The sequence below is a fragment of the Variovorax sp. WDL1 genome, assembly GCF_001541225.1.
Lineage (GTDB): Bacteria > Pseudomonadota > Gammaproteobacteria > Burkholderiales > Burkholderiaceae_C > Variovorax.
Genome location: NZ_LMTS01000025.1, coordinates 149373 through 165087, shown reverse-complemented (window position 1 = coordinate 165087; position 15715 = coordinate 149373). Strand labels below are relative to the sequence as shown.

The following is a 15715-nucleotide window of genomic DNA, read 5'->3' as shown; positions in this document are numbered from 1 at the left end:
ACCGCGCCTTCAACCGAGTTGGTCTTTGGCCGGCGGCACGCGCACGGCGGGCGGCCACCATGAGCAGCGGGCAGCGTGCCCGCACACTGGAGGCAAAAGATGGCTGACGACAAGACGAAGGCTGGCGGACAGGACCGCATCCGAATAAACGTGAACGAGGACTATGAGCTTCGGGACTGGTCCGCCAAGTTTGGGGTGAGCCCCGAGCAGCTGAAGGAAGCCGTGAAGGCCGTGGGCCCCATGGCCCAGGACGTGGAGCGGCACCTAAAGGGGAAGGGCGGCTAGCCGGATTTGCGCTCCCAAAAAAGAAGCCGCTCAAACCAGAAGGTTTGAGCGGCCAGCAGAATCACCTCAGGAGAGGTGTGCGCGCAGCTGCGTCAGACGCATGCGGCACATGTCGAGCAGAGGGTTGCGAACATCCCCGAACTCGCGTACCTTGTTTTCGAGGTTCGTGCGCAGCGCGAAGAGTTCACGTTGGCTCGAAAGACGAAGCTTGTCGAAAAAGTCGCCTTCTTTGGCGATTTCCTTCAGGAACGGCTCGGGTTGGCGAGCGTTGTTGTTGGCAAACGGGAATTTGGCAATGGCGTGGCTCATGGGGTCGCTCCTCAGATGTTGACAGTGGTCCTAGGGGTGACTGAAGGGGAAGTACTTCAGACAAGACCTATAGCGACCCACTTGAAACAGCTTCGGCGGCCGTTTAAACTCGCGCCCCGTTCACCAGGAAGCCCATGCTCTTTCACCGCCGCGTCTTTTCCCTCGGCTCCAACGACGGCGTTCCTGTGCTTGTGCGCCGCGCCCTTGTAGACGGCCACCTGCCGTACGTCGTGTTCAGGGAAGAGGGGGAGAGCCCGTTCCGTGGCGCGCTGCGCGCGAACTTCGAGAGCGTTGCAACGCAGTACTACCTCGAACTCATCGTCCGCGGGCAGCAGCGGCTGGGGCCGCACCTGCATTTCGTGCATGAGCGGCCGCTTTGGTCGAACGGGGTGGTGACGTTCTCAGCCGAATGGAACGAAGTCCACATGGAGCTCACCCCGACCGGCTACAGGCGCGGCCGCTGGGAACCGGTCACGCCTGAAGTACTGACTCAGCTCAGTGGAGAGCTCCAGCCACCGCGTGTCGTGAGCTGAATCTGCCGCCCGCGAACGGCAGGCCGATGCCAGCGCACATCCCCTCGACCACTCGAAGCAGTTCGGAATCCGCCTCGAAGTAGGTGAAAGGCGGAATGAGGATGATGTGCCCGTCGTCTTCGTCGGGCAGCTTGCCGACAATCTCTGCGTAGCCCGAAACGTCGAAGCGCACGCCGACCTCCACATTTCCGTAGGCCTTGCGGCCGTTGCCGAGATTGGCCTGCAGCTCCGCGAGGGCCGGGCCATTGCAGCGAAGGTGCATCTCGGTAATCGTGTGTGGAATGTGGCTCACCACCGACTCCACTTGGACACCTTGCGACACCATGGATGCCTGCACGACACGCGCAAAGGTCTCGGCCGGCCACGGCACGTTGCGGTTGAACAGAGACGTGGTGCCCACAGGCAAGCGGCAGGAAACCAGCATGAACATGGTCACGCTTCGATAGGCGTCCAACTCGGAATCCAGCATGAGCGGCAAGGGCTCGAGCCGGTCTTCACCGCTTTGCTCGGCCTGGAGGACCATTTGCCCGAGTTTTCTGGGTCCCATCACTTGGAGGTCCTCCCGCTTGAAGAGCTTGGTCGACGCGCGCAGGATGCCATGGGGGTTGCAGTAGCCGATAGCGTCCAGTTCGCTGATGAGCGCCTGAGCGTCGATAACCTGGCCCTTGAAGGACACATGCTGCGCGAGCGCCTCGGGGGCGAAGGTCACCGTGAAGGGCACCGCAAACAGCCACAGGAACTCGGGGAAGCTGCCATCCTCTGCCGGCAAAGGAATCTTGTCGTAGATGGCGCTGGTGCAGAATTCCAGCGTGCGCAACTTGCGCAGGTCGCCCTTGCTCGCCTCCAGGGCCTTCTCGACCAAACCGTCAAACCGGTCTGCCGAGTGAAGCATTTCCGTGTGCAGCGCGTCGTAGCAGGCCTTGATTGCTCCCATCTGTCGTCCCCCGTTGCGCGCCGTTGCGGCTTCATCGAGGTGGTACAGGAACTCGGGGCGGGACGAACGCATTGGTTTTTCTTTCTGATGGACTAACTGCGACGTGCATTTTAAGTCGATAGTTTAAAATCGTCAATCCGGTTTAGGCCTCTCCAGCGAGCAACGCCGCCGCGAGGCGGTCCGCGTCGTCGTTGAACGCACGCGGGACCAGCCGCACCTCGAGGTGCTGGAATTTCCCGGCCATTCTGAGCAGCTGCGCCTCCAGTACGCAAAACTTGAGAGCAAGCTTGCCCTGGAAGGCACGCAGCACGCCGAGCGCATCGACGTGCAGGCGGGCCCTGCGGATGCCCGCGGCAAGCATGGCGTCCAGGCACAGCAGTGCCGCCTCCAGTTCTGCTTCCAGTGCGTTGGTGGTGTGCGACGCCTGAGCTGCCTGGAGCGCTGGCGTTCCGACGGCGCCGTGCACGAGGTAAGCGGCCGCCGCGCGACCGCCGCGCACGGCGCCGTCGCTCCACGCAAGATGTGCAGGCTCGGCGTCGGGCGAACCAAAGCGCACAGATGGGACATTTTCGGCCGAGCGCATGCCCAGCCGTTCTCGCAGCTGCATTCGCACCAGGTGGAAGCCTTCCTTGGCCAGCGCGCGTTGGTGGCGGCCGGTGGCACCAGCTTGTCGCAGTTGAATCAGCGTGAAGGCCTGGGCGAGCTTCGCGCCCAGCACCACGGCGTCATAGGGCCTGCCCCCCGTGATGCGTTCGTACAGGTCAGTGGTGAGCTGCTCGACACTGAATTCCGTCATGCCTCGCCGGGCTGTGCGTCGGCAGGCACGGTAGGCTGACCAGACATGGGCCTGGTCGAAGTCCTTGAAACGATGTAGCTTGCCGAGGAGCTGGGCAAGTGAGTGGGCTTGAAGCGCGCGTGGGAGCCGCGCCATGGCAATCCTTGTGGATGAGAGAAAGGGCAGGGCGTTGCGCCCCTCTCGTATAGCCAGGCGTCCGAGGCGTCCAAAAGAAAAAGAGCACCAGGAGGTGCTCTTAGGAAGAAGCTCAGGCGAAAGCGTGAGCCTTGTGCTTGGCGTAGCCGCGCTTGTGCAGGGCCTTACGGTTGCGTTCAACGCGAACACCAGGCTTCATGGACATGGTCTTGGGAGAGAGACCTTGTTCACGCATGGCGGCGTCGCGGACTTGGGCTTGGGTGAGCCTGATTTGCAGTTGCATAGGGGGCCTCGGAAAACGTAGTTGAACTCAGCCCTATAGCAATGGCGTCCAAACAGGGGCGCGGGGCCAGGCGCGGCCTGTGGTGTTCTTTCGCTCGGCACCTTTGTTTCCCTATCAGGCAGAAGCGTTGATTCAGGGGCCCGCGCGGCGGCGTTCCCCCCGCTCGATGGACTGGCCCCGCTCGCAGCAGTGACCCGCAAACCGCAGGAAGCGCCGCGCCAGGAGAAAGGGAACGCCGACCGCGACCGCCAGGCCGCTCAGGACACCGAGCCCCATGCTCACGTCGGCCACGGCCGAGCTCCCAGCTGCAGTCATCCCTGCCACCAGGGTGGGCGCCAGGAAGGGCACCATGGCGGCAGCGAGGAGGATGAAGGCAGGAATGGTGAGGACCAGCCACCACAGCGACGCGGCGGTGGGGCTTCCTGACTTTGCCGCGGCCGCGCCAGGCGCGGGGCCGTAGATGCATTCCATCAGCCAATCGCGGTGGCCGAGCCAGAAGAAATGGAAGGTGCAGGCGGTGAAGGCGGTTTCCCGGGCATTCGCTTTATGGGTTTTCAACATGATGTGCAAGGCTCGCTATAGAAGTCAGGTCAACTGAAATCTTTAGCGATGAGCATTCATACCCTCAATCCAATGAACGAACGCCGATACAAAACCTTCCAAGAGCTCAAGGCGAAAGCCGACGGCGACTGGCCGTACATCCTCCAAGAGCTGGCTCCTGAGCTGGCCGACGCAATGGACAAGGCGCCGCACCACGTGTCGTGCCCTATCCACGGGGGCACGGATGGTTTTCGGTTGTTCAAGGACTACCCGAAGACTGGCGGCGGCTACTGCAACACGTGCGGCCCCCAAGCGAACGGGTTCGCCATGGTCGCATGGGTGCGAGGTATCTCGTACAAGGACGCAGTCCGTGAAGTCGCCCAACTCCTGGAAGGCGAAGCCGCGGCACCCGTCGTGGTCCGTCGCCCGCCGCCTCCGAAAATTCCCGACCTCGTCGACCCCCGAAAGGCGTATGGCCGCATCCGGCAAACCTGGATGGCCTCCACGACCCTGAAGGACACGCCGGCGGAGAAGTACCTCGCCGCGCGAGGCATCTGGTTGCAGAATATGCCAAACACGCTGCGTGCGCATCCGCGTATGCCGTACTACGACAAGGTTGCGAAGGCCATCACCGGTTGGCATCCCTGTCTCCTGGCCCCCATCAAGGACAGCCAAGGGCGCATCGCTTCGCTGCATCGAATTTTCGTCAGTCCGACAGGCGGCAAGGCCAACGTGCCCGAAGCCAAGAAGATGATGTCCGCCTGCCATCCTCTGCCCGGGGCAGCCATCAAGTTGTTCCAAGCAGGCGAAGTGCTGGGAGTCGCCGAAGGCATTGAGACCGCACTGGCAGCTCACGCCATCTCGCGCATGCCTGTGTGGGCCTGTGTGTCGGCCACGTTGATGGAATCGGTCGAAATCCCGGCGTCCGTCAGGAAGGTCGTCATCTGGGCTGACCTGGACCGCAGCGGTCGCGGCATCAAGGCTGCAGAGAAGCTGTCGGCCCGTCTGCGCACCGAAGGCAAGGAAGTCGAAATCTGCATTCCGCAGGGCCCGATTCCTGAGGGCGTCAAGGGCGTCGACTGGCTCGACGTCATGCTGACGGCCGGACTGGAAGGCTACCCACCTCGATGGCAGAAGTGGTCTCCGCCGCCGGAGTACCGCAAGGCCGCTTAATCCATTCTTCAAGAGCTCCCTCCCGGGAGCTCTTTCTTTGCCAGGCGCGGGAGCGCTTCAGGCCAGGCCGGCAGCCACTGCTGCTGCAGCCACCTCGGGGCGCAACGTCCATACCCACTCGGCGCCCTGTCGCTCGCCGTCCGCAAGCGCAAAGGTGTAAACCGGCAAGCCCTCTCGGGGGCTCTCTGGCAGGTCCGTCGGCACCTCGCCGTACAGCAGCCAGCCCAATCGCCCATAGTGAAGATTCGCTGCCTCGTGGCCCTTGTATTCAGCGGCAGCGGCAAGCTCGGTCGCGGTTATCCGGCGGTCCTTTGCCTTCACGTGCGCTCGCAGCATGGCTAGCTGACCATCATGCACGCGCGGTTCGATGCGGCGGAACGCGGCGGTGAGCTCGCCTACTTCCGGGACCAGTCCGTTGCGTGCTCGAGCCTTCTCAGCCAAGCGCTGGGACGTCCAGGCCTGTACCTGCGCGAAACAATCGTCCAGGTTGGCGCCCTTGACTGTGAGCGCTTTGGCTCCGTTGGTGTACACCACGCCGAAATACTCGCCCTCGTAGAGCAACGCAACGAGCCTGTAGGGTCCCACCTCGTCACTCTTTGCGGTCTCGTTCATGCGTAGCTCCTCTGTAAAAAACTTCTTCTGTCAGGCTATCAGGGCCTGAACCAGCCGAGCAGGTCGAACGCCTTCGCCAGTTCGTGGTGCATCACCAGCTGAAACTCCCCGCCCTTGGGCTGCATGGGGTTGGCCAGACCGATTGCACTGCTGTAGAACGGCTCGGAGCTTCCGGGATTCGGGGCAAAGCTCATCTTCAGCGACTCCCCCAGCTTGCGAGCAAGCTTGCCATAGAGCACGTTGGCCAACCGGTACGACTTACTCGTCCGTGCTCCCTCCTTGACCTGGGCGGCAGCATTGCCGAGCTCCGTGAAGGTGACCGTCCGGTTGTGCGCCCGGAAGTGCCTCTCAAGCATGGCTCGGCCCATTGCGCTGACGCCCCCTTCCTGTTCGAGCTGGAGGAGGGCTGAGGCATAGCGGTCCGCGCTGGGAACCTCGAACCTCATCACCTCGGCCTCGACCTTTTCACGGCGGGTCGCCAGTCGGAACACCTTCGAGTGGTCGGTAGGCACCCCTCGCTCTGTAAGGAACGAAGCGATTTCGCGCCAGGTGTGACCCTTCTCTCGGAGCGCTTCGATAGCTTCCAAGTAGAGCTCAAGCCCCTCCTTCGGGGCGGCGGCCAGGGCGTCGTTGAGTATGGTGGTAGGGCTGGGCATCGCGCACAGCTTACACCAGGCCGAACAGAATGCAACAGCGTAAACCAGGCTGCAACAAAATGGACTTCCCCGCGGGGCTCCCGGGCGCCCTGGGCGGAAAGCGCCAAGCACAGCCGCGCGGCTAAAGCCCGTGACTACAGGCCAGGTCCCCTCAACCGCTACCAGCCAATGCAAGTCCGTCTCATTGACGCCAACGCGCTGGGCTTTGCCCAGTATTTCATCGGGAAGAAAGCAGGCCACGACAACCAGCGCACGCACGCAGTTCGTGGCTTCCTGGAGCACGTGCGCTCCCGCCTGCACTTCTCGCAGGGCGTAGTGAACCTTCTCCTGTGGGACGGCAGGGCGCAGTGGCGCTACGACCTCCTGCCGGCGTACAAAAGCTCGCGGCACAAGACGCCTGAGCAGCGCGAGGCGCGCGAGACCTACGAGCCGCAGCGGCCGCTCATCCAACGTGCGTTGAACTACTTCCCCGTGATTCAGCTTCTGCATCCTGGCGCGGAAGCGGACGACCTGGCATTTGGCCTTGCGGGACAGCTGGCGGCGCAGGGGCATCTGGTCGACCTGTCGACCTCGGACACGGACTGGCTGAGCCTCGTGGCAAACCGGGTGCGCTGGGTGAACGCCAAGAAGTTGACGCAAGTCATCGAGCTGGATGGGTTCTTCAAGGCAACCGGCGTGAGTTCGCCCCAGCTCTACGCCCACGCAAAGGCGATGGCCGGGGACACGACCGACGACATTCCTGGCGTCGAAGACGTGGGCCTCAAGCGGGCGGCGGCGCTTCTCGCGAAATACGGAAGTCTGGAGGCCGCGCTCACCGCGGCGGAGGACCTGCTCACCTTCGGCGCGGAAGCGAAGTACTACCAGGGCCTGACCGACGCGGACGTGCGTGAGAGCGTCCGCCGCAACGTCAAGCTGGTCGACCTATCGGCCGGCCCGGTGCTCCAAGGCTCGGACATCCGAACTACGGTCGGCCAACTCGACGAAATGGAGCTCGCAGGGCTCTTCGACGAACTGGGCTTTGCAGACTACCTGACCAACTGGAGCTACTGGGGTCGCCCCCTGTCCAAAGAGCTGGAGAAGGCCGATGTACTTTCGGTTCAACGCGCCATCTCCAACATCCACTTTAGCTGGACCGCGAAAAGATAAACGGCTGGACTAGACCGTATCACCCATTACTTGCCCCTTGGAGCACACATGAAACAAATGCCCGGCTTGCTGAGCAAACTTTCCCAAATGCAAAAGCGCATGGAAGCCGCTCAAGCCGAAATTGCCGCGATGACCTTCGAAGGCACCGCAGCCAACAACCTGGTCACCGTGACCATCACCGGCGCCGGCGAGCTCAAGCGCGTGAACTATGACGCCAGCCTGAAGAGCGAAGACCTCGAGACCCTGGGCGACCTGGTCGTGGTGGCTGTGGCCAATGCCAATGCGAGGAAGGAAGAAGCGTCGAAGGCCAAGCTGGGCAGCCTGGCCGCCGGCCTGATTCCCTTTGGCATGAAGGTTCCAGGCCTGGGCTAAACCAAGGGCTAGAAGTCCTTTGAAGGCCCGCTTCGGCGGGCTTCTTCATTTGCCTGAACGAAAAGGGGAGCGCCGGAACTGCGTTATAAACCCATCCCCTTTACTAAAGACTAAACTCTACGTAAAATGCATTGGCGCATGCCGGCGTTTTAAGGTTCGATGGCCAGTCCTTCTTCTTCCCAGCCCACCGAGCAACTGAGCGGTGTGGTCAAAATCCTCACGTACGTGAACCCCGAGAACGGCTATTTCGTCGCAAAAGTCGATGTGCCGGGAAAGGGCGAGCGCACGGTGCTCGGTACCGCCCCTGTCATCAACGTGGGCGAGCTCATCAGCGTGCGCGGGGCCTGGGGAAGCTCGAAATGGGGCCCGCAGTTCAAGGCGGTGGAGGTAACCCTTTCGCAGCCCACGATGCTCGAAGGCATCGTCAAGTACATGTCCAATGCCATCCCCGGCATCGGCAAGGGGTTCGCCCAGAAGCTGGTCGACGCGTTCGGGGAAGACGTTTTTGACGTCATCGAGAACCACCCGGAACGCCTGAAGGGCGTCAAAGGCATCGGCAAAAAGCGCATCGACTCCCTCATCGAGTCGTACGCCGAGCAGAAGGCGACGCGCGAAATCATGGTTTTCCTGCACAAGGCGGGCCTGTCTACCCTGCGAGCAAAGCGCATCCTCGACAAGTACGGCGCCTCGGCGGTCGAGAAAATCAAGGCGAACCCGTACATCCTCTGTCAGGACATCTGGGGCATCGGGTTCAGAACGGCCGACGAAGCAGCCTTCAAGCAAGGGATTCCGCGGAACAGCGAGTACCGCATCCGTGCCGGCGTGCACTACGTCCTGCGCGAGGCCGAGGGGCAGGGCAGTTGCGGTCTGCCGGTGGAAGTCGTTCGCGAGAAGGCGAGCGAACTCCTGGGTGTGGACTACGACGTTCTCAGCACCTGCTTCGAGCAGGAGGTTGAATCCGAGAGCCTGATTCGCGATTTCTCAGGCGGGGTGGAGTGCCTGTTCTCCCCGCGAACCTACAAGGCCGAGAAGGCGGTGGCGGACCTACTCCTGAAGCACGCCAAGCGTCCGCTGGCCCATACGGTCAAGGACATCGACGTCTCCATCCTCTCCGTCGAGATGGACATGCACATCACGCTGGAGGACGCTCAGCGCGATGCGGTTCGTGCGGCGCTGCTGTCTCAGGTATGCGTCATCACAGGGGGTCCCGGTACCGGCAAGACGACCATCACCCGGGTCGTTATGGAGTGTCTCCAGGCGGCCGGCATGAGCCCGCTGCAGCTGTGCGCGCCCACCGGCAAGGCAGCCAAGCGCGCGGCCGAAGCCACGGGTTTCCCCGGCCAGACGGTGCACCGCACGCTGGAAGTCCAGCGGGACGGTACGTTCAAGTTCAACGAGAAGAATCCGCTCGATGCGGACGTCCTCGTGGTCGACGAATCTTCGATGGTGGACATCTACATGTTCCTGTCCATCATCCGCGCGCTCGCGCCGCACACGCGCCTCATCATCATCGGCGACGTCGACCAGCTGCCTTCCGTGGGTCCGGGCAAGGTGCTGGGCGACATCATCGACTCGGGCGTGCTGCCCACGGTGATGCTGCGCCAGGTATTCCGCCAGGCCGCGAAGAGCCAAATCATCCGGAACGCGCACGCCATCAACCGTGGCGACATGCCGGAACTGAGCTATCTCCAGGACTCGGACTTCCACTTCTCGAGCATCATGCCGCGGGACCCGAAGAGTGAAACCGACAAGGAGAAGGCGCGCTCGGACATCGAGAAGGAAATCCTTCGCCTTGCCCGCGACATGTACAAGCTCGGCTACGACCCTATCCGTGACGTCCAGATTCTGGCGCCAATGCGGCGCGGCAAGCTCGGCGTGCTGGCCCTGAACGTTCAGTTGCAGGCATTCCTGAACCCGATGCCTGAAAAGCAGGTCGAGTTCAACGGGACCAAGTGGTGCACTGGCGACAAGGTCATGCAGCTGCGCAACAACTACGACAAGAACGTCTTCAATGGCGATATCGGCTACATCTCAGACGTCGATGCCCAGACCCGAACCGTCATGGTGGAGTTCGACGCGGTTCCGGTCGTCTATAGATTCCAGGACCTGGACGAGCTGGCGCTTGCCTACGCGTTCACCATCCACAAGAGCCAAGGCTCGGAGTTTCCGGTGGTCATCATGCCGCTCGATACCAGCCACTACATGATGCTTCGACGTAACCTCGTGTACACCGGCGTGACCCGAGCACGGAAGTTGTGCGTGGTCGTCGGCCAGCCAATGGCCATGAAGCTGGCGGTGGAGCGCGCTCAGAAGGATGAGCGTTGGACGCGCCTAAAGGAATGTCTCATGAAGGGGCTGCCCGCAGAGATGCGGCGAGAAGAAGCGCTTGCTGCATAAGTTAGCTGGCTATACCGAGGGCAACTACCAGCCCGGAAATCCATGACCTCCAAGCGAAGCGGCAAGCTCAAAATCATCAACCTCTTTGGCGCACCAGGAGTGGGCAAAAGCTCCGTCGCTGCCGGCATCTTCTGGCTGATGAAGGCCCAGCACTGCAGCGTGGAACTCGTGAGCGAGTATGCGAAGTATCTGGTTCTATCCGGGCGAAAGTGGCAGTTGACCGAGGAACAGGTCTACCTGTTTGCCAAGCAACATCACAAGCAGTTCGTCATCGAGCGCTCGGGTTACGAGTTTGGGGTGACGGACAGCCCGTTGCAGCTCTGCCAGTTCTATGCCCCGAGCAAGTACTTTGGCAGTTTTGAACCCCTCGTCGACGAGGCATCGGAAGCCTTTGAAAACATCAACTTCTTCGTTACCCGCGACCTGGAAGCGGGCCATTTCGAGGAACGCGGGCGGACGCAGGGTCGCGCCGAAGCGCTAGAAGTGGAGCGACAGATGCGAGCCTTCCTGGCACGGAAGAACATCCCCTACACGGAGCTTCCTGTCGACATGCTGGCGCCGTGGCGCGTTGTGAGCAGTTTGAACATTGGCCAGCCGCCGGTGCCAGAGTTTGCCGCCTTTGGGCTGGAGACCTCTGCATGACGGAACATAAGCCGCTCTTGGTCATGACCTACCTGTTGGCTGTCGACGGGGACGGGTCGACCTGGGCCACGCTGGAGCGCTGCACCAGACGAAAGAGCGCTCAGCCGGACCGTTGGGCCGTCCGAACGCCCTGGGGCGGCTGTCTGAACAAGGACGCCATCTTCGAGTACGAGCCGTCGAGCTCGAGCCGAGATGCCGCGTTTCTCGCCCGGGCCAGGTTTGACACCCCTGAGCAAGCCTTAGACGTTTGGCTAAAACACTATGCACATGAGCGCATGCAATCCGAATATGACATCCGAGGTATCCGCCTTGTCTGACAAAAAGCCGCTCCTAGAGCGGCTCTTTTCACTCGAAAACTTCCTGCAACTGGTGGGCGTGGTCGGCGGACTATGGGGCAACTACCTAATCAACCAGACCAACGCCGCAGGATTTGTACTGTGGCTACTGTCCAACACTGCGCTCACCTGCCTTCAGTTTCGGACCCGTCTATTTGGACTGGTTGCGTTACACATGGCCTATGTTTATTTATGCTTTCAAGGTATCGCTAGTTGGGCCGAAAAAGCGCCGGCGTCCCTCTCAGCTTGGGTGCCTGCGTGGCTTATTTTCGTCTCGCGGTTTGTCGCATAGCCGCGGCGGCGATAATCTCAGGTTAAGTTGAGTTGCCGGGTACTGCCCGTTTAGAGTGTTCGCTTGCTAGGTAACATATTTGAGCCAAATATCCGCTTCGGAACTACTGCAACTGGCCCGACTAGGGCTCAGCCCGGGCCCCGAAGGTGGGCGCCAGGACGCATTCGCTCTGCTTGCAGAGTGCGTCGAAGACTTTGTTGTCAACGACCGCGACCTCGCCTATGTCGTGTTGAAGGCGCGCTCAGAAAATGTGATTCTTGCACAGTATCTCCAGCGCGTTATCCGGACGGTCTCAGCCGAGGAAAACGTCCCGGCGGCCACAGACAGCTGGCGATTGATTCTCGGCGGCATCGGCGTGCTGCTGCCGCCCGGCTTCGACTTTCAGGTCGACCAGTGGGCGAGGGCCATCGAAGGGTTGGAGTCCAGCCTTTCAACCCTGTGGGCTGACCAGACCCACAACGTGACCGTCATGCCGGAGGCGAGCCCCGTCGAAAGCTTCTACAAGCTACGGCCTAAGGCTATTCGCTCCGGCCTATTGCAACTTTTCAGTGACAAATGGGCTGACGCCTTCCACCTGGGTGACGTGGCACCTGCTGAGGCGTGGTCCGCCTTCGTGCTTCCGTTCGTTGTCGCCGTGGAAGTTGAAAGTGCCCAGAGCTTCGTACGTAACGAACTTGCGCCTCGCGCGCCGACGCTCGCGCTATCCGGGATAAAGCACCGGTTTGAATCCCATTTTGACCTTGGCTCTCCGGGCGCCAAAACCCCCTTTCTGTTGCCTCCGGTGGATTGGGCGAACCTGTTCTCCTTCGTGCGCGGGATGCACTTTCGCAAGGCCGTGCGCGAGCTGGTGACCGACCGCCCGGAGGCCTCCAACGATTGGGTGCTGAAGTTCGACGCCCCGACCCTGCGTTTAACGAACTTCAAAGCGCGGATAACCAAAGAGTTCCTTTTCCCTGAGGAAACACCGGCGGATGTTCGGCAGATTGCAGCTGCGCCTGCAAGCCAGCTAGGCATCCCGTACGTGGACGGCACCAAGGCCGACTAGCTCCGTTTAAGCACAAAAAAGCCGCGCATCTCCCGACGACAGCGCCACGGCTGCGGCCTCGGGGCGCTCAAAAACCTCAGCAGTTCTAGGCCTTTGCTCCGACCCTGGCTACACGTGTCAGGACAATAACTGGAGCAGACATGCAGACCTTTCTCGTTGGAGGCGCAGTGCGCGACCTCTTGCTCGGCCTTACTCCCAAGGACCGCGACTATGTGGTGGTCGGCGCGACCGCCGAGTACATGCTCGACTGTGGATTTCGCCCCGTCGGCAAGGACTTTCCGGTCTTTTTGCACCCCCTGACGCAGGATGAATACGCGCTCGCGCGCGTGGAGCGCAAGACGGCAGCCGGCCACACGGGCTTCACGGTCTCTACTGAGAACGTGACGCTCGAGCAGGACTTGAGCCGTCGAGACCTGACCATCAATTCGATGGCGATGGCGCTCGGGGGCGACCTCATCGACCCCTTTGGGGGCAAACGCGACCTTGAGATGAAGGTACTTCGCCACACGTCGGGCGCCTTCCTGGAAGACCCCCTGCGTGTGCTGCGCGTGGCACGATTCCAGGCTCGGTTCGGCCCCGATTGGTGTATCGAGAACAGCCTGCTCATGACGATGCATGGGATGGTCGCCGCAGGCGACCTGGCGGAACTGCCGTTCGAGCGAATCTGGGCGGAACTCAAGCGCGGCCTCATGGAGCCACATCCCGACTGCATGGTGACGACTTTGCTTGGGCTCGGGCTTCTAAGTGGCCCGAATGCGCTCAAAGGCATCAGCGTCCGGCCGGACTACGTGGAATCGCTTCGGCGCGCGGTAGCCAGCGAGGCAGCCCTCGAGGTTCGCTTCGCATGCGCCTTCCGGCTCGACAGCGACCAGGTTTCGGGCAAGCTGCCAAAAGACGTGACGGACTTGGCGCTTTGCGTGCAGCGTGCCGAGCAGGCCGAGCTTCGCCAATTCGACAGCCTAGTCGCCCAGCGCCAACTGGCGTTGCTCGAGGGGCTCGACGTGCTGCGCCGCCCGCAACGGGTGGAAGCTACGGTGCAAGCGTTGCAGTTGATGCACACGTTCGGTGCCGACGGCTTTCGCGCGTCTTGCGATGCACTCAGGAACATTGACTTCCAGGGCTTGGCCCAAGGGCTAGCCGGACCTGCAATCAAGCACCGCATCGAGCAGGAGAAGCTCGCCGTGTTGATTGCTCGCAAGGCCATGGCCGCTGCCGCCTGAAAACTCGTTCTTCGAAGCGTCCGACCCCTCCGTCGGGCGCTTTTTCTTTGCCTAGGCCAGAAAAGGCGACGCCGGTTGAGCACCGGCGTCGTTGAAAAGGGGAGAAGAGGAGAAAGGGTCTAGCCGAACAGGGACGTGCGCATTTCGAGGTCTGGCTCGCGATAAGCCGCTGACTCGCGCACCACGCCGGCGCCGAACAGGCCTGTAAGGACCTCGAACGCGACGAATCCATGGTGGTTGAAAGGGAAGCCGCTTGCCGCTGCGTAAGCCACAGTGATGCACGTGACCAGCGTCGGCAAAACGAGGCGCCGGAATACCTGCAGGCTGGGGCGTGTGAAGACGGCGCGGCCGCCCCTCAAGTAGATGAAGAGCAGGCCGACCAGCATCACGACCGTTGTGTGGCCCGATGCCTGGTAGCCGCAACATGCCGCACTAGCCCCCCACAACGCGACGGCGGGGTACCACTGTAGCCGAAGCAGCCGGCTTGCGAGCTCATACCGGGAGTGAACGGAGGCCATGCGGTCACCGCCAACCATTTCACCGGTCGCCGCGATAACAGCCAACACCGTCGCCAGTATGAGGAAGGTGCCTGGAGACAGAAATGTGTTCATCGTAAAGTTTTCGTTGAATGTTGTCCTGCACCGGTATAGCGACCGAACGGCCCACTGGCAGTTGAAAATAGTGAGCACAAACGCTTTAGAGTTTAGAGGAACGTATGCTAAAATGCAACGCACCGACGGATGGGATTTAGCTTTTTGGCTCGCCAATTCAGGCGCGCGAGCAGGGGCAGGTGGCTATACGTCGAACGCCCTCTAGGGCGGTATCCTTCAATCCGGCTCTTCCGCGTCTCATCGCCAGCAAGAGCCATCGACAGAGAGTTCCATGAACACGTCGCTCCCGACTCCCAGCAAGAAGTTCGACCTCCTGGTGCAGAGCGCCATCCTTCGAGGCGAGAAGCCTACCAAGGGCCTTGACGCCCAGCTTGCGCCCAACGAAAACCAGATGCATCGACTCACGGCTTTCATGGCCGACGGCCGCCAGGTCGTGGTCGCTCAACGTCACGGCCGAGGCGGGATGGACTTCAACAAGCTGCTGGGCGGCAAGGTTTACGCGGTGGCGGCCGACGCACTGTCGCCGGTGTTCGAGAAGGAGAACAACAAGCCGACGAAAGTTCAGAAACAGGAGGAGGGCAAACCCCTTTTCTCGTCGTCGGGCTTCTACCTGCTCTCGTCGAAAGACTATCCCGCGCTTCGAATCGCGGAGGGCTATACCCGCCTGTTTGCGGATGGAGCGAAGGTCATGCTCCTCACCGCGGAGCAGCTTGCGGCCAAGGAATCCCTCTCGATGACCTCCGACATGGACTGGGAGATGGCCCTTGCGTTCCTGGGCGCGGCTTTGGGCGACGACCGCAACATGGTCACGCCGTTTGACGTGGACATCAACCGCAAACGCCGCCGCGGCATCGAGACGGCGAAGGGCGTAGCAGAAGACGACCAGGAGACGTACACCGGCGTCGAGTTCACCGAGTTGGGCGCGAGCAAGAAGGACGGAAACCCCTTCGTCCTCTACACGTGGCGCATCGACGGCGGTGCAGCCCGGACCGGAACGCTCATGCGTGAGTTCGAGGCGACCGACGACAACGACCGACCCATCACGAAGTACGACGACGCGGACGCCACGGTCGCGCGCTTTGCGGACAGCGCCGAGGGTCGTGAGATTGCAGCCGCCTGCGAGGCAGGCAGGACCGTGGACTTTGCCTTCGTCCAGGGCCACGTGATGCGCACGAGCGTTTCGTTCCGCCGCAAGGTCGAGAACGTTCGTGCTGCGGGGAGCGACAAGCCCGCGTACGGCGACGCCGTCTACATCTGGGGCGCGCTAGGCGGTTGGGTGAAGGGCTTGGTGAGCGTGATGCAGTCGATGCACCCCAACTTCCCGGCGAAGGATTACGACGCCCACCACTACGTCGCGGCCTGTCGCCAAGCCGAGGTCGGGATGACGAAGAAGCCGGAC

20 protein-coding genes are annotated in these 15715 nt (G+C 61.8%); 12 read left to right on the top strand and 8 right to left on the bottom strand.

Translation table 11 applies throughout. The features are described 5' to 3' along the window. Nucleotides 1–99: 99 nt before the first annotated feature. Complete coding sequence (locus tag APY03_RS03075) at nucleotides 100–285, top strand: DUF3606 domain-containing protein (protein ID WP_068673763.1); 186 nt, start codon at nucleotides 100–102, stop codon at nucleotides 283–285. Between the two features lie 66 nt (nucleotides 286–351). Here APY03_RS03075 and APY03_RS03070 read toward each other — a convergent pair whose 3' ends face one another. Continuing rightward, nucleotides 352–594 (bottom strand): hypothetical protein, encoded by a 243-nt coding sequence (locus APY03_RS03070; protein WP_068673761.1) that lies wholly within the window; start codon nucleotides 592–594, stop codon nucleotides 352–354. Nucleotides 595–728: 134 nt separating this feature from the next. Between APY03_RS03070 and APY03_RS03065 the strand changes: the two genes are divergently transcribed. Next, on the top strand, nucleotides 729–1127 hold the full coding sequence (locus tag APY03_RS03065) for a hypothetical protein (RefSeq protein WP_068673759.1): 399 nt from the start codon (nucleotides 729–731) through the stop codon (nucleotides 1125–1127). Here the strand turns inward: APY03_RS03065 and APY03_RS03060 are convergent. The 4 genes from APY03_RS03060 to APY03_RS03050 form a co-directional block, all read right to left on the bottom strand. Beyond that, nucleotides 1090–2133, bottom strand: a complete 1044-nt coding sequence (locus APY03_RS03060; RefSeq protein ID WP_068673757.1) for a hypothetical protein — start codon at nucleotides 2131–2133, stop codon at nucleotides 1090–1092. The two genes, APY03_RS03065 and APY03_RS03060, sit on opposite strands and share 38 nt — an antisense overlap. Nucleotides 2134–2203: 70 nt before the next feature. Next, nucleotides 2204–2857, bottom strand: a complete 654-nt coding sequence (locus APY03_RS03055; RefSeq protein ID WP_162487229.1) for a reverse transcriptase-like protein — start codon at nucleotides 2855–2857, stop codon at nucleotides 2204–2206. 247 nt (nucleotides 2858–3104) lie between these two features. Next, nucleotides 3105–3275, bottom strand: coding sequence for a hypothetical protein (locus APY03_RS41170; RefSeq protein ID WP_157103369.1), 171 nt, complete (start codon nucleotides 3273–3275; stop codon nucleotides 3105–3107). Nucleotides 3276–3407: 132 nt separating this feature from the next. Next, a complete protein-coding gene (locus APY03_RS03050) occupies nucleotides 3408–3836 on the bottom strand; it encodes a hypothetical protein (RefSeq protein WP_068673753.1) in 429 nt (142 codons plus the stop codon). Between the two features lie 48 nt (nucleotides 3837–3884). Here APY03_RS03050 and APY03_RS03045 point away from each other — a divergent pair, with 48 nt between their 5' ends. After that, nucleotides 3885–4988: a DUF7146 domain-containing protein gene (locus APY03_RS03045; protein ID WP_083944130.1), complete on the top strand. Its 1104-nt coding sequence runs from the start codon at nucleotides 3885–3887 to the stop codon at nucleotides 4986–4988. Between the two features lie 57 nt (nucleotides 4989–5045). Here APY03_RS03045 and APY03_RS03040 read toward each other — a convergent pair whose 3' ends face one another. Continuing rightward, nucleotides 5046–5600 (bottom strand): hypothetical protein, encoded by a 555-nt coding sequence (locus tag APY03_RS03040; protein ID WP_068673749.1) that lies wholly within the window; start codon nucleotides 5598–5600, stop codon nucleotides 5046–5048. A gap of 38 nt (nucleotides 5601–5638) precedes the next feature. Continuing rightward, on the bottom strand, nucleotides 5639–6256 hold the full coding sequence (locus APY03_RS03035) for a hypothetical protein (protein WP_068673747.1): 618 nt from the start codon (nucleotides 6254–6256) through the stop codon (nucleotides 5639–5641). A gap of 168 nt (nucleotides 6257–6424) precedes the next feature. Here APY03_RS03035 and APY03_RS03030 point away from each other — a divergent pair, with 168 nt between their 5' ends. The 8 genes from APY03_RS03030 to APY03_RS03000 all read left to right on the top strand — a co-directional run bounded on the left by APY03_RS03030 (nucleotide 6425) and on the right by APY03_RS03000 (nucleotide 13705). Then, on the top strand, nucleotides 6425–7402 hold the full coding sequence (locus APY03_RS03030) for a 5'-3' exonuclease H3TH domain-containing protein (protein WP_068673744.1): 978 nt from the start codon (nucleotides 6425–6427) through the stop codon (nucleotides 7400–7402). 48 nt (nucleotides 7403–7450) lie between these two features. Further along, nucleotides 7451–7774 (top strand): YbaB/EbfC family nucleoid-associated protein, encoded by a 324-nt coding sequence (locus tag APY03_RS03025; protein ID WP_068673742.1) that lies wholly within the window; start codon nucleotides 7451–7453, stop codon nucleotides 7772–7774. Nucleotides 7775–7933: 159 nt separating this feature from the next. Beyond that, nucleotides 7934–10171: an SF1B family DNA helicase RecD2 gene (gene recD2 / locus APY03_RS03020; RefSeq protein WP_068673740.1), complete on the top strand. Its 2238-nt coding sequence runs from the start codon at nucleotides 7934–7936 to the stop codon at nucleotides 10169–10171. 42 nt (nucleotides 10172–10213) lie between these two features. Further along, on the top strand, nucleotides 10214–10813 hold the full coding sequence (locus tag APY03_RS03015; RefSeq protein ID WP_068673739.1) for an AAA family ATPase: 600 nt from the start codon (nucleotides 10214–10216) through the stop codon (nucleotides 10811–10813). Next, nucleotides 10810–11130: a hypothetical protein gene (locus APY03_RS03010; RefSeq protein WP_068673737.1), complete on the top strand. Its 321-nt coding sequence runs from the start codon at nucleotides 10810–10812 to the stop codon at nucleotides 11128–11130. The genes APY03_RS03015 and APY03_RS03010 overlap by 4 nt, the downstream gene beginning before the upstream one ends. Beyond that, nucleotides 11123–11440 carry a hypothetical protein gene (locus APY03_RS41165; protein WP_146039466.1) on the top strand — a complete coding sequence of 106 codons (318 nt, stop codon included), beginning with the start codon at nucleotides 11123–11125 and terminating at the stop codon, nucleotides 11438–11440. Before APY03_RS03010 ends, APY03_RS41165 begins: the two co-directional genes overlap by 8 nt. 79 nt (nucleotides 11441–11519) lie before the next feature. After that, on the top strand, nucleotides 11520–12485 hold the full coding sequence (locus tag APY03_RS03005) for a hypothetical protein (RefSeq protein WP_068673735.1): 966 nt from the start codon (nucleotides 11520–11522) through the stop codon (nucleotides 12483–12485). Between the two features lie 140 nt (nucleotides 12486–12625). Beyond that, on the top strand, nucleotides 12626–13705 hold the full coding sequence (locus APY03_RS03000; protein WP_068673733.1) for a hypothetical protein: 1080 nt from the start codon (nucleotides 12626–12628) through the stop codon (nucleotides 13703–13705). A 119-nt stretch (nucleotides 13706–13824) separates the two neighbouring features. On the opposite strand, the gene APY03_RS02995 is transcribed toward APY03_RS03000, so the two are convergent. Beyond that, entirely contained in the window at nucleotides 13825–14316 is a 492-nt protein-coding gene (locus APY03_RS02995) for a hypothetical protein (protein WP_068673730.1), read from the bottom strand. A gap of 463 nt (nucleotides 14317–14779) precedes the next feature. On the opposite strand from APY03_RS02995, the gene APY03_RS42315 reads away from it, so the two are divergent. Next, a partial coding sequence (locus tag APY03_RS42315; protein ID WP_198161208.1) for a hypothetical protein occupies nucleotides 14780–15715 on the top strand: 936 nt, incomplete at its 3' end.

Coding starts and splice junctions, on each gene's coding strand:
- APY03_RS02995 (WP_068673730.1), bottom strand. CDS start 14,316: ATGAACACATTTCTGTCTCCAGGCACCTTCCTCATACTGGCGACGGTG.
- APY03_RS03070 (WP_068673761.1), bottom strand. CDS start 594: ATGAGCCACGCCATTGCCAAATTCCCGTTTGCCAACAACAACGCTCGC.
- APY03_RS03000 (WP_068673733.1), top strand. CDS start 12,626: ATGCAGACCTTTCTCGTTGGAGGCGCAGTGCGCGACCTCTTGCTCGGC.
- APY03_RS03025 (WP_068673742.1), top strand. CDS start 7,451: ATGAAACAAATGCCCGGCTTGCTGAGCAAACTTTCCCAAATGCAAAAG.
- APY03_RS03065 (WP_068673759.1), top strand. CDS start 729: ATGCTCTTTCACCGCCGCGTCTTTTCCCTCGGCTCCAACGACGGCGTT.
- APY03_RS03055 (WP_162487229.1), bottom strand. CDS start 2,857: ATGACGGAATTCAGTGTCGAGCAGCTCACCACTGACCTGTACGAACGC.
- APY03_RS03015 (WP_068673739.1), top strand. CDS start 10,214: ATGACCTCCAAGCGAAGCGGCAAGCTCAAAATCATCAACCTCTTTGGC.
- APY03_RS03035 (WP_068673747.1), bottom strand. CDS start 6,256: ATGCCCAGCCCTACCACCATACTCAACGACGCCCTGGCCGCCGCCCCG.
- recD2 (WP_068673740.1), top strand. CDS start 7,934: ATGGCCAGTCCTTCTTCTTCCCAGCCCACCGAGCAACTGAGCGGTGTG.
- APY03_RS41170 (WP_157103369.1), bottom strand. CDS start 3,275: ATGCAACTGCAAATCAGGCTCACCCAAGCCCAAGTCCGCGACGCCGCC.
- APY03_RS03010 (WP_068673737.1), top strand. CDS start 10,810: ATGACGGAACATAAGCCGCTCTTGGTCATGACCTACCTGTTGGCTGTC.
- APY03_RS03030 (WP_068673744.1), top strand. CDS start 6,425: ATGCAAGTCCGTCTCATTGACGCCAACGCGCTGGGCTTTGCCCAGTAT.
- APY03_RS03040 (WP_068673749.1), bottom strand. CDS start 5,600: ATGAACGAGACCGCAAAGAGTGACGAGGTGGGACCCTACAGGCTCGTT.
- APY03_RS03060 (WP_068673757.1), bottom strand. CDS start 2,133: ATGCGTTCGTCCCGCCCCGAGTTCCTGTACCACCTCGATGAAGCCGCA.
- APY03_RS03075 (WP_068673763.1), top strand. CDS start 100: ATGGCTGACGACAAGACGAAGGCTGGCGGACAGGACCGCATCCGAATA.
- APY03_RS03050 (WP_068673753.1), bottom strand. CDS start 3,836: ATGTTGAAAACCCATAAAGCGAATGCCCGGGAAACCGCCTTCACCGCC.
- APY03_RS03045 (WP_083944130.1), top strand. CDS start 3,885: ATGAGCATTCATACCCTCAATCCAATGAACGAACGCCGATACAAAACC.